The organism is Moorena sp. SIO4E2, assembly GCF_010671945.1.
GTDB classification, from domain to species: domain Bacteria; phylum Cyanobacteriota; class Cyanobacteriia; order Cyanobacteriales; family Coleofasciculaceae; genus Moorena; species Moorena producens.
Genome location: NZ_JAAHIE010000182.1, coordinates 1 through 12,703 on the forward strand (window position 1 = coordinate 1; position 12,703 = coordinate 12,703).

General features: G+C 42.4%; 8 protein-coding genes and 1 pseudogene. 4 read left to right on the forward strand and 5 right to left on the reverse strand.

Annotation, left to right across the window (positions count from 1 at the left end):
- Both F6K37_RS18865 and F6K37_RS18870 read right to left on the reverse strand, forming a co-directional pair.
- A pseudogene (locus F6K37_RS18865) lies at positions 1-634 on the reverse strand (hypothetical protein); the annotation flags it as partial.
- A 300-nt stretch (positions 635-934) separates the two neighbouring features.
- Positions 935-3,448: a CHASE2 domain-containing protein gene (locus F6K37_RS18870; RefSeq protein WP_287251555.1), complete on the reverse strand. Its 2,514-nt coding sequence runs from the start codon at positions 3,446-3,448 to the stop codon at positions 935-937.
- Here F6K37_RS18870 and F6K37_RS18875 point away from each other — a divergent pair.
- Positions 3,428-3,601 carry a hypothetical protein gene (locus F6K37_RS18875; protein ID WP_158026648.1) on the forward strand — a complete coding sequence of 58 codons (174 nt, stop codon included), beginning with the start codon at positions 3,428-3,430 and terminating at the stop codon, positions 3,599-3,601. The two genes, F6K37_RS18870 and F6K37_RS18875, sit on opposite strands and share 21 nt — an antisense overlap.
- On the opposite strand, the gene F6K37_RS18880 is transcribed toward F6K37_RS18875, so the two are convergent.
- The 3 genes from F6K37_RS18880 to F6K37_RS18890 form a co-directional block, all read right to left on the reverse strand.
- The gene (locus tag F6K37_RS18880) at positions 3,568-3,816 is read right to left on the reverse strand and encodes a hypothetical protein (protein ID WP_287251556.1); all 249 of its coding nucleotides are present in this window, start codon (positions 3,814-3,816) and stop codon (positions 3,568-3,570) included. The two genes, F6K37_RS18875 and F6K37_RS18880, sit on opposite strands and share 34 nt — an antisense overlap.
- Positions 3,791-4,939, reverse strand: coding sequence for a DUF1822 family protein (locus tag F6K37_RS18885; RefSeq protein WP_008185261.1), 1,149 nt, complete (start codon positions 4,937-4,939; stop codon positions 3,791-3,793). The genes F6K37_RS18880 and F6K37_RS18885 overlap by 26 nt, the downstream gene beginning before the upstream one ends.
- Before the next feature lie 216 nt (positions 4,940-5,155).
- Positions 5,156-6,751: a hypothetical protein gene (locus tag F6K37_RS18890; protein WP_287251557.1), complete on the reverse strand. Its 1,596-nt coding sequence runs from the start codon at positions 6,749-6,751 to the stop codon at positions 5,156-5,158.
- Positions 6,752-6,982: 231 nt separating this feature from the next.
- Here F6K37_RS18890 and F6K37_RS18895 point away from each other — a divergent pair, with 231 nt between their 5' ends.
- The 3 genes from F6K37_RS18895 (at position 6,983) to F6K37_RS18905 (ending at position 12,696) form a co-directional block, all read left to right on the forward strand.
- Positions 6,983-7,114 carry a hypothetical protein gene (locus F6K37_RS18895; RefSeq protein WP_287251559.1) on the forward strand — a complete coding sequence of 44 codons (132 nt, stop codon included), beginning with the start codon at positions 6,983-6,985 and terminating at the stop codon, positions 7,112-7,114.
- Positions 7,115-7,290: 176 nt separating this feature from the next.
- Positions 7,291-9,777, forward strand: a complete 2,487-nt coding sequence (locus F6K37_RS18900; protein ID WP_008185258.1) for a CHAT domain-containing protein — start codon at positions 7,291-7,293, stop codon at positions 9,775-9,777.
- A 96-nt stretch (positions 9,778-9,873) separates the two neighbouring features.
- Complete coding sequence (locus F6K37_RS18905; protein ID WP_008185255.1) at positions 9,874-12,696, forward strand: CHAT domain-containing protein; 2,823 nt, start codon at positions 9,874-9,876, stop codon at positions 12,694-12,696.
- The last annotated feature ends 7 nt before the right edge of the window (positions 12,697-12,703 follow it).

Sequence of the window (12,703 nt, forward strand, 5' to 3'; positions counted from 1 at the left end):
AGTTAATTCGTTTCAGAGCAATCTTATCAGCACTGGCATCTTCAGCTTTCAGGTTACTTTCTAATTCATTTAAGTCAGTGGTGATTTGATTACGCTTTTCGTCATCCATTAGACGAAAACTTCTCTTAGTAGGAAGTTGTTCTAAAGGAATTGTATTCCGCCAATAGTAATCTTTACCTGGTTTTAAAGGCTCCCCTTGATAAAGGATACTATTAGTAGTAGGCTCTAACGGTTGCTCCCACAATTGTTTTTCAGTACGATACTCACGCACCTCAATACCTTTCATTTCTCCTTGCCATAGGAATAGGGGTTGCTCACTCCAAATTTCTAAGCTTCCTTTATGATTAGAATTTGGGTCACGATCTGGTAGTTGACCAGGGGTGAGCATGCAGAGAGTTTGCTCGATAGGATTATCATATCTTGAGCTCCCTCTTGAGCCCCCTTTACCTTTGTCACGTCGCAATATATCCCAGATATCACCCCATTTTAAGGTAACTAGCTGGCCTTTAAACTGGGATAAATTCTGACCAGACTGAGGTCTTTTTACTATGGCATCAAGGGGCAGTGCAGAAGAACAGACTAGCACGACCACTGTTAGTGCCAGGGTTGATTTGTTTTGGATTAATTTAATCATAATACAGTATTTTTCAATTGGGTAAAGTACAAATTATTGGTTTTTTGGGAATCGGTAATCGGGAATATGGAATCGGAAATTGGTAAAAAATATTGTGTACATGATAGTTATGAAAAACGGTATATTTGAGCTGATTACAGTAAACTATTATTTACTTTTGCCTTTTGCCTTTTGCCTTTTGCCTTTTGCCTTTTGCCTTAACAGGATAAGCTTTGTAATAGTATAATAATTGCTATATTGTTCCCTACTCCCTACTCCCTACTCCCTACTCCCTACTCCCTACTCCCTACTCCCTACTCCCTACTCCCTTTTCGTAACGCTATAGGTACTAAACACTACTAAAGGCATCAAAGTAGGTAGCAGCACCTTTAAGGAGATATAAACTTGTAGTGAAACCAAGCAATAAACTAACCAATAAAGCAACCAAGCGTTATCTATATTGCTAAACCACCATTGCTGTTGCTCCGGAGAATTCTGTTTAATTAACCTAAATCCCTTACCTAAAACAGCGGTTAGCAAAATCATCAAAGCATTAGGAATTGGTATCACCAGATGCTGGGAAAAAAGATGGTGGGCAATGTAACTATGGGCTTCACCACCAGTAAATGATGGTTTGCTATCGAACCAGTCTTGCCAACCCTGTGAACTACGCCAGAAGGCGACCGGAAGGGGAAGCAGATGATTATCTTCCCCTTCTTGATCAATTCCTGCTTGTTGATATCCTCCTGAAGCAACAATCACAATGGTCTGGTTAAGGCTGATATCATCAGCTAGAGCATCTTCAGAACAGGTGCCTAATAACTCACAAGCAGAAATTCTTTGATAAACCTGCTCTGGAGGCAGGGAATAGTCAATAATCGGTTGAAACCATTCTAAGAAATATGCGATCGCAGGACGTTTGACCCTCCCCAACCAAGCCACTTGTGTATGGGCTTGTGTATGGGCTTGTGTATGGGCTTGTGTATGGGCACCATTAACCCAATCAATCACTGAAGTCCTAAATTCCTGATTACTGTCTTGAAGCTCAGGTAATCCCATAGCTAATTGAGTAGTGCCGGAATCTTGATCACGTAAACAATAGGAAAGAACTAGTAAATAGCTAAACGGACAACGTTTATCACAATTATTGCTAGGTAACTCCACATACCAATCATAGGTTGTAATATCTCCCTCCATGGTTTGATTGAGGTTAGCGATTTTATCACTCACTCCCTGATAATCAGCAGGATGATCAGCTTCAATTGCTGCCCAAACTAACCAGGTATTATTTTTAATCGCTTCATTAACTGATTGCTGTAACTGTTTACTATTATCGGGCTGTTGTTGGTCTTGATCTAAGATATAATCAAATCCAATTATGCTAGCATTACTGGTAACTAATTTATCTAAAATACTTGCTAAGTAACCATAATCCATATACCTGCCATCAACCAATTTAACCTTGTCCTGTTCAAGAGACTTGTTATCAATTTGAACTAACCGAACTGGAGACTTAACTGGAGAAGGATTAGCTTGCCACTCCACCTGCTGAGTAACCTGACGGTAACCAGCCTGTAACAATAGACGAGATTCTAACAGTAAATCCTGACAATCCGGGATTAAACTAACGGTTAACCATGCCGATAACCACAGGGCTTCCTTCTTAGTGGGCAACCAATTTCTGAGACTGTGCCCTAAACCGAATGGTTCCAAGCGAAACAGTACTGATTGGGGATGGCGAAATAAGGTAGGGATTAAGTAAGCAGAAGGATAGGTAAGATTTTGTTGGTCTTTAAGAAAAGCACAAGCATCCCTTAGGGCTTCATGGACATCCTTATACTCAGCCAAACTGTTGAGAAACTGGACAATAAAAACTTGAGCCACCTGATTGTGAATAGGTTCTGCCATCACCGCCACTTGAGGTAACCCTAAAGCAATTAGGGATTCCGCAATCGAGATACCATCACAAGAATTAAAAATAGCAAACTTCAGGCCATTAGCTATCCCTTGTTGGAGGGATTGTTGAATCTCATTAATTCCTAGAGAAGCATCAGGAGCAATATGTAATTCTCCACCAGTACAGGCAGTTTCATTACTATGTCCAGCAAAGAATAAAATATCCCAACCCCTAGGATTAGCAATTTCCTTAACAATTTCCTGCTTAAGACTAGTAGAGTCTTTTCCTGGTTGCCAACCAATAAATTTTATGTCAGCTAGCTTAGACAGGTGAGCTAACGCCTTGCGGTCTTCTTCAAAGTCTAATCCTTTTTCATCACCCAAGATAGCCAAAACTCTGGCTCGGCGACGGATTGAAGGAATAATTTTATCATGACTAATCCCAGCATGGATAGTATTAGAAACCCGAGCAATCCGGATAGTTCCGAATCCCGATAAATTCGTCCTAGTAGTAGTACTAATTTCCCAAGCTTCCCAAGGTAAGCGAGTTAATTCAGGACAATTACAGGTGAGGAGAATATCAACCCAATACCGACGATTAATAGACGAATCCGTAGCTGCCTTAGCAATTTCCTCACGAATTTCATATAACTCTCCATCCCGTAACCAATTATGAAATATTGATAAAAACCTAGCTTCTGCTTCCCGCAACAGGGCAGCTGGATCCTTCTTAACTGTAAGTCTACCACTTTTTGGGACTTTACCTCGCAAATTTTTGTAACAATTAATGTAAGCATATTTCCAGTCTTGGTAACCTTGATCAAGGTCTTGAGGATAATCTACTATGGCAGCAATAGTCTTACCGTTTTCCCAAGATAACTCAAAGTTACAACCTGACTTGATTTTGATGACTTTAAGGTGAAAAATTTTACTTTTCATGTTACTTATAGTAGTCAGCAGTCAGCGGTCAGTGGTCAGCGGTCAGCGGTCAGTGGTCAGCAGTCAGCGGTCAGCAGTCAGCAGTCAGCAGTCAGCAGTCAGCAGTCAGTGGTCAGCCGTCAGCTTATTTTATTCAAAAGCTTTTCGGTGTAGCTTGGCCTACGGCCAATGGCTGATAGCTGATAGCTGATAGCTGATAGCTGATAGCTGATAGCTGATAGCTGATAGCTGATAACTGATAGCTGATAGCTGATAGCTGATAGCTGATAACTCATAGCTGATAGCTGATAGCTGATAGCTGATAGCTGATAACTCATAGCTGATAGCTGATAGCTTACCTCCCTACTCCCTACTCCCTTTAAATTCAAACAACATCGAGGTTTGTACTGTTTCCTCAGCAGTGGTAATTGTAGCTAGAAACTTTTCATGATTAGCTCCCACAAACTGAGTAAATAAATAGTCATCATCAGTGGTAAATTCCTGTTGATCCAAGACCATGGTAAAGTCAGTAATACGCAATTTTATCCCCGAAGGTGGAGTATTACCTGGGCTAGCTCCCAGGATTAGCACTATAGTCCAATCTCCCTCTGGTTCAGACTGGGGTAATTGCCAAGTTACAGCATAAAGGCGCAGTGGAATTCCAGCTAGTTGAAAATCTCGATAACTACGAACAGCGGCAGCAGGAATTTCGATATCAATAATAGTTATAATCTCAGCTAATTCTTGGGCTGGGGTAGGACGAAACCGCAATGCTGGGGAAGGTGCTGGTAATAGCTGCCAAGATAACTCTTGAGCTAGGTCATCAATTTGATTATATAACCATTGTCCCACATTAATCGCTCGTTGATTCAGGATTTCGATTACGTCTCTAACATAATTAGGCTCGCGCTGTGGTATCTCTGGTAAAGGAATTTCCTCAGGAGATAGACATTGTAAATCCAGTAGTAAGTCGTCTCCACTCATAGTAAACCTAGATAAAGGGAGCTCGTAATTATGATCAGAGCCAACAGCTAGATTACTAATATCTTTGACTAGCTGGTCGTATCGATTTACGCCTTTAATCCCAGCAATACCTAAGTCATCATCAATGGCAATCACCACATAAAAATGAGCAGTAAATTGGGGAATAGTAACAATCCCTTGAGGCAGATTTACCAACGGGTCACTAAATCCCAAGCTAGGAATAAGGCAAATCTTAAAATCTCCTACTCGTAGATTACACACAGCATTAATAGCTTTAGCAATAGCTTGAGATAATTCCGAGTATCCTAACCCATTAGCTGCCCGTTCTACCCGTAAACTTGGCTCCCGTTTTTCCAGCCAATCTTCAAACACTAGTAAGGCTAATTCTTGGAGATAGATAGCTAATATTCCTGATTTTTCTGCCATCTGGTTAGCTATATCCAGGGCTTTTTGTTGTTGTTCTAATTCCAGCGTTAGGGTTTCGGTTAATGCTGGAAATGAAATCAGTTCTGTAGATGTATTTAGCATTTTTAGTTGAGTAATAATAGGGAGTAGGGAGTAGGGAATCGGGAATCGGGAATCGGGAATCGGGAGTCGGGAGTCGGGAGTCGGTAATAAAAGTTGGCATTCAAGCTAAGTTATTTATTATTGCCAATTAAGAAGTGGACTTTATCTTTTTTGTCTCATTTTCATAATTAACTTATCTGCAAATGGCTATATGACGTCCATTTAACTTTCTTCTCCCTACTCCCTACTCCCTTTTTCTTCTCCCGACTCCCGATTCCCGATTCCCGATTCCCGACTCCCCACTCCCTTGTTCAATAATTCACATAAGGTGCGAGAAAAATTACTAGAGAGTTTGTATTGGTTTTTAACAAAAGTCTCCTTCCTAGCTGCAGTCATAATCTGGTTAATTGCTTCCTCTACAAACTGACTAATTCGTTTGTCTAATTCCTTAACCTCTTGTGCAGAAGCGTAGGCTTGGCCTAACTCCACTAGTTGGTGATGTAATCTTACGGAAGTGCGTCTAGCAATATCAGCCCGAAAAGCTTTCAGGTCTAGCAAGCGACTGACTTGATATTGAGCAGTGAAGCCAATTTGGGCAGCAATCTTAGTCATAGTGACATGGTGACAGTGAAATAAATCTAGGGCTTCTAAAAATTGCTGATGTTTTGGCTTTTGTTGACGACTTAGATAAGTAACTCGGTTTTGAATAACGTCTTGAATAGCGGTAGTTAAACAATCCTGTAGTAATTGGTCATAGGCAGCTAATACTTCGTTTTCTTCCTGATTATTACTTGTATCATCAGCTGCTAATTGATGCTCAAATTTTCCTAAAGCTTGAGTGGGCACATTCCTGCCACGATTCCGTTTATAGTCTCGAATTAGCTGAGCTAAGGTTTGTAAATCAGTAAGCACTGCTTCTGGAGATAGTTTACCTATCAGCTGTAATTGCTCTTTGGTAGGAATTGGGTAGGGAGTTGTGAGTTTACCTAAGCCTTGTTGTTGTCGTTGTTGGTTAATTTGATTACGCTCTGCTTGCAGTTGACTTACATAAATCCTTTGATAACTTTCTAATAACTCACGATAGTGGTTAATTTCCTGAGCAGTTAGCTGATGAAACTCCGATAGAATCCGGTGTAGTTTACCAGGAGTTGTTTGTTTCAGTAATAACCAATCCGTTACCTGCTCAATTCCATAGTATAGTAAAAATCGTTTTACCTCCTTATTGGTTTTAACCAGTCTCTTTGTCCAGGCAAATAAGCTACTTTTATCTGGGTCAAAGGTTTTTAAAGTATAGGTAATTAGAGACTTATTTTCATCTAGTTTATGGCCTTGATCGCCCTCAGGATAACGGTCAAGGACTAATGGTAGTAGGTCATCCATGGTAAAATTATGCTGCTGACCAAATTGCTCCACTAACTGATAACAAACCTCCTTGATTTGGTGAGAAACTAAACAACGTAGACAAACTTCAGCCAGCTCAAGGTCGTCGTCTTGGGTGTGATAACTTTGCCACAGTCTGCTAATCAGTGCTTGGTCTATGGTGTCTTCACCTGTAGACAAGGTAAGAGCTTGGGCACTGATAAACTCCTTAGCCTTTTCTATGGGTTTAGTTTGATGTTGACCCAAACGATTAATATAATTGAGTGTCCAGTATTTGGCTAAGCTGGTTTTCATGAGGGAGTAGGGAGTAGCAATAGGCAATAGGCAATAGGCAATAGGCAATAGGCAATAGGCAATAGGTGCGTAGGGTGCGTAGGGTGCGTTAGGGGCGGACTTGCCGTTATTTTTCGCCTCGTAGCCAGGGTTGGGATAGTCGGCCCCGTAACGCACCACTTGCCCTAATTTTCGGCTCGAGCGCCAGGGTTGGGATAGTCGGCCCCGTAACGCACCACAGGGTCAAAAAGCAAAGTGAGATGCATCCTAGCAATCTCCGCCGACAAGGGAACCAAATCTTACTCTTACCTATCTGGTAACTATCCGACCCTATGCATTTTGTGGAAAAAATTGGGCTTGAAGTGTATAAGTGAAGGGTAGGAAGTAGGTCTGAGGAGTATTAGTGTTTTCTTGTATAGTCAGGTACATCTAAATTTTATTCCCGACTCCCTACTCCCGACTCCCTACTCCCTAATTCTGCTGTGGTGCGTTACGGGGTGGGCTATTTCAACTACACCCTTAGAGTTGGAAAATCCGGGTTAGCCCACCCCTAACGCACCCTACCCTTGCTGTGGTGCGTTACGGGGTGGGCTATTTCAACCAGGCGCTCAGTGCTTGAAAATCCATCCGGGTTAGCCCACCCCTAACGCACCCTACCCTTGCTGCTCCCTTAATAATTGCCTAGGCTGAGGAATGTCTCAGATTTAGGTAAATAGGTTATGATACCACATCCTATTAAACTTAAACAGGTCTTGTTTTTGGGACTTTTCACTCTCTGCCTTACCCCTGGGCAATTCCCTGTTCTGGCTAGATTCCTGAATTTACCAGTACTGGATCAGGCACAAAGCACTGTTAGCCTAGAGCAAGAAGGGAGTTTAGCCCCTGGTGATGCCTTTGTTGAAGTAGACAGTAAGCAGGCAGAGGCGGACAAACTATTTAAGCAAGGACTTCGTCACATTGGTGACAGTGAGTTCCGAAAAGCATTAAAGTCTTGGCAGCAAGCATTGGTGATTTATAAACAAATCGGACACCGCCAGGGTGAAGCTAACTCCTTGGGTAATATGGGTCGTGCATACGCTAATCTGGGAGAGTACAAACAAGCAATTAATAATTACTTACCATCGATAGCTATTGCTAGGCAAATCCCAGACCGCGAGGGTGAAGCTGGCTCCCTGACTAATCTGGGGTTTGCATACGGTAATCTGGGAAACTACAAAAAAGCCATTGATTACCACCGACAATCTTTAGACATTTTTAGGGAAATCCGAAACCGCCAAGGTGAAGCTCGCTCCCTGAGTAATCTGGGGAATGCATACGAGAGTTTGGGAGACTACAAAAAAGCGATTGATTACCAGCAAAAATCTTTAGCTATTGCTAGGGGAATCGGAAACCGCGATGGTGAAGCTGGCTCCCTGGGTAATCTGGCTAATGCATACCGTCATCTGGGAGACTACGAAAAAGCGATTGATTACCAGCAAAAATCCTTAGCTATTAAACGGGAAATCCGAAACCGCCGGGGTGAAGCTTATTCCCTGGATAATCTGGGTATTGCATACGGTAATCTGGGAGACTACAAAAAAGCGATTAATTACCACCGACAATCCTTAGGGATTTTTAGGGAAATCCGACACCGCAAGGGTGAAGCTCACGCCCTAGAGAATCTCGGTATTGCATACGGTAATCTGGGAAAGTACAAAAAAGCAATTGATTACCACCAAAAATCCATAGCTATTGCTAGGGAAATCGGACACCGCAAGGGTGAAGCTTACTCCCTGAATAATCTCGGTGCTACTTTCTTAGAAAACAATCAACTAGAACAGGCAAAAACTCACCTGTTTGATGCCATTAAAATTTGGGAAGATATCCGCCAAAACCTGGGGAATCAAGATGATTGGAAGGTTTCTATTTTTGAAGCACAAGCTCGCAGCTATCGTCTCTTACAACAGGTTTTGGTTGCTCAAGGTAAACTAAAACAAGCCTTAGAAATTTCCGAACAGGGTCGCAACCGCGCTCTGATTGATTTATTAGCGGCACGGTTATCTGAACGTCGTCAAACTAAAGCTCCTACTCTTGAAGACATTCAAATAATTGCTCAACAACAACAAGCAACTTTGGTTGAATATTCGATTGTTAAGAACCAGATTTATATTTGGGTGATTGCTCCAACTGGTGAGATTACTTTCCGTAGTAATACATTACCACAAGATACTTCTCTGGCGGAACTAGTCAAAGTCAGTCGTCTGCAGATTGGTGTCAGAGGTAGAGGTAATCAAAATGCTGCTTCACCACTAAATACTAACAATAATAATCTACTACAACATCCCCTACACCAACTCTACCAACTGCTGATTACTCCGATTGTTGACTTATTACCAAGAACTGCATCAGACCGTATTATTTTCATCCCCCATCAAGAACTATTTCTGGTTTCCTTTGCTGCTCTGCTAGATGATCAGGGCAAGTATCTAATCGAAAACCATACCATTCTCACTGCTCCTTCGATCCAATCGTTGTGGTTCACCCGTAAACATTGGCATCGAGTCCAACACAGCCGGGGAAAACCATTGATTGTCGGTAATCCCACCATGCCTACGATTAAAATAGGACTGGAACAAAAACCGTTAACCCCTCTACTGGGTGCAGAAACAGAAGCATTAACTATTGCTCAATTGCTCAATACAAAAGCTCTGATTGGTTTGGAAGCAACAGAACCAACCATTGTGCGGAAAATGGCCAATGCTTCGGTTATCCATTTCGCTACCCATGGTTTACTGGATGATGTCAATGGTATTGATTATCCCGGTGCGATCGCATTAGCTCCTGAGGAACCAGACCATGATGGCTTTCTCACCAGTCGTGAAATTATGATCAGTGACCAACACCAGAAACCACCCTTATTGAAAGCAAAGTTAGTAGTGCTCAGTGCTTGTGATACTGGTAGGGGTGAGATAAAAGGGGAAGGGGTAATTGGTTTATCCCGTTCTTTGATTGCCGCCGGTGTACCCAGTTTGGTGGTGTCGTTATGGAAAATACCTGATCATGATACGGTCAAGTTGATGAAGGAGTTTTACACTAATATTTACACCCACAAATTCGATAAAGCGAAAGCCATGCGAGAGGCGATGTTATCGATGATCAATGATGGAGATGGTAATCCAGACCCGAAAGCTTGGGCGGCTTTTACGGTTATTGGCGAGGCTAGGTAGAGACTTCCCGACTCCCGACTCCCTGCTCCCTTAATCATTGCATAAGCTCAGGAATATCTCAGATATGGCCAAGTAAGTAATGATTCAATATCCGATATGAAACTTAAGCAGGTCTTATGGTTGGGACTTCTCACTGTCTGCTTCACTCCTTGTGAATTGCCTGTTGTGGCTAGATTCCTCACCTTACCAGCACTGGCTCAAGAACAAAACACGGTTAGCCCAGAGCAAGAAGGGACTATAGCCCCTAGTGATGCCATAGTTCAAGTAGACAGTAAGCAAGCCGAGGCGGACAAACTCGTTGAGCAAGGACTTAGTCAGCTTTATCGCAGTGAGTTCCGAGAAGCATTACAGTCTTGGCAGCAAGCATTGGTAATTTATAAACAAATCGGAAACCGGGAGGGTGAAGCTGCCTCCCTGATTAGTCTGGGTCTTACATACCTTGGTCTGGGAGAGTACAACAAAGCGATTGATTACCTCCAAAAATCCTTAGCTATTGCTAAGGAAATCGGAGACCGCAAGGGTGAAGCTATCTCCTTGACTAATCTCGGTGATGCATACGAGAGTTTGGGAAACTACAAAAAAGCGATTGATTACTACCAACAATCCTTAGCTATTGCTAAGGAAATCGGAGACCGCAAGGGTGAAGCTATCTCCCTGACTAATCTCGGTGATGCATACGAGAGTTTGGGAAACTACAAAAAAGCGATTGATTACTACCAACAATCCTTAGCTATTGCTAGGCAAATTAGACACCGCAAGGGTCAAGCTCGCTCCCTGACTAATCTGGCTAATGCATACGAGAGTTTGGGAGACTACAACAAAGCGATTTATTACCAGCTAGAAGCGATCGCTTTTTATAGGGAAGTCGGAAACCGCGAAGGTGAAGCTCGCTCCCTGACTAATCTGGGTCTTGCATACTATTATCTACGAGACTATAAAAAAGCGATTGATTACCAGCAACAATCTTTAGCTATTGATAAGGAAATCGGAAACCGCCTGGGTGAAGCTTACTCCCTGGGTAATCTGGGTAGTGCATACTATAATCTGGGAGAGTACAAAAAAGCTATTAATTACCACCAAAAATCTTTAGCTATTGCTAGGGAAATCGAAGACCGCCAGGGTGAAGCTAAGTCCCTTAGTGATCTGGGTGTTGCATACGGCAATCTGGGAGACTACAAAAAAGCGATTGATTACTACCAACAATCTTTAGCTATTCCTAGGAAAATCGGAAACCGCCAGGGTGAAACTGGCTTCCTGACTGGTCTGGCTGTTGCATACTACTCTCTGGGAGAGTACAAAAAAGCGATTGATTATCACCAACAATCTTTAGCTATTCCTAGGGAAATCGAAGACCGCATGAGTGAAGTTTACTCCCTAAATAATCTAGGTTTTGCATACTACTCTCTGGAAAAGTACAAAAAAGCGATTGATTACTACCAACAATCTTTAGCTATTGCTAGGAAAATTTTAGATCGTCGGCTTCAAGCTATACCCCTGAGTATTCGCGGTGCTGTTTTGTTAGAAAATAATCAATTAGAACAGGCTCAAACTAACCTGTTTGATGCCATTAAAATTTGGGAAGATATCCGCCATATCCTCCGTAACAAAGATGATTGGAAGATTTCTATTTTTGAAAAACAATCTCGCAGCTATCGTCTCTTACAACAGGTGTTGGTTGCTCAAGGTAAACCAAAACAAGCCTTAGAGATTTCCGAACGGGGTCGCAACCGCGCTCTGATTGATTTATTAGCGGCACAGTTATCTGAAACTCCTCAAAAAACCAAAACTCTTACTCTTGAAGACATTCAAGAGATTGCTAAACAGCAACAAGCCACCTTGGTGGAATATTCCATTGTTGATGACCAGATTTATATTTGGGTGATTGCTCCAACTGGTGAGATTACTTTCCGTAGTAATACGTTACCCCAAAATACTACTCTGGCGGAACTAGTTAAAGTCAGTCGTCTGCAGATTGGTGTCAGAGGTCGAGGTAATCAGAATCCTGCTTCACCACCAAACCCTAACAATAGTAATCGACTACAGGAACTCTACCAACTGCTGATTACTCCCATTGTTGACGTATTACCAACAAACCCATCAGACCGTATTATTTTTATCCCCCATCAAGAACTATTTCTGGTTCCCTTTGCTGCTCTGCTAGATGATGACGGAAATTATCTAATCGAAAACCATACCATTCTCACTGCTCCTTCGATCCAATCCCTGTCGTTCACCCGTAAACATTGGCATCGAGTCCAACACAGCCGGGGAAAACCATTGATTGTGGGTAATCCCACCATGCCTACGATTAAAATAGGACTAGAACAAAAAGCCTTAACCCCTCTACTGGGTGCAGAAACAGAAGCCTTAACCATTGCTCAATTGCTGAATACAAAAGCTCTAATTGGAGCAGAAGCAACAGAATCAACCATTGTGGAAAAAATGGCCAATGCTTCCGTTATCCATTTAGCCACCCATGGTTTACTCGATGATGTCAATGGTATTGGTTATCCCGGTGCGATCGCATTAGCTCCTGAGCAACCAGACCATGATGGCTTTCTCACCAGTGATGAAATTCTGATTGGTTACGGACTACCGGAAAAATCCTTATTGAAAGCAAAGTTAGTCGTCCTGAGTGCTTGTGATACTGGTAGAGGTGAGATTAAAGGGGAAGGGGTAGTTGGTTTATCCCGTTCTTTGATTGCGGCAGGTGTACCCAGTTTGGTGGTGTCCCTATGGAAAATACCTGATCATGATACGGTCAAGTTGATGAGGGAGTTTTATACTAATATTTACACTCACAAATTCGATAAAGCGAAAGCGATGCGAGAGGCGATGTTATCGATGCTTAATGATGGAGATGGTAATCCAGACCCGAAAGCTTGGGCGGCTTTTACTGTGATTGGTGAGGCTAGGTAGAGAGGGT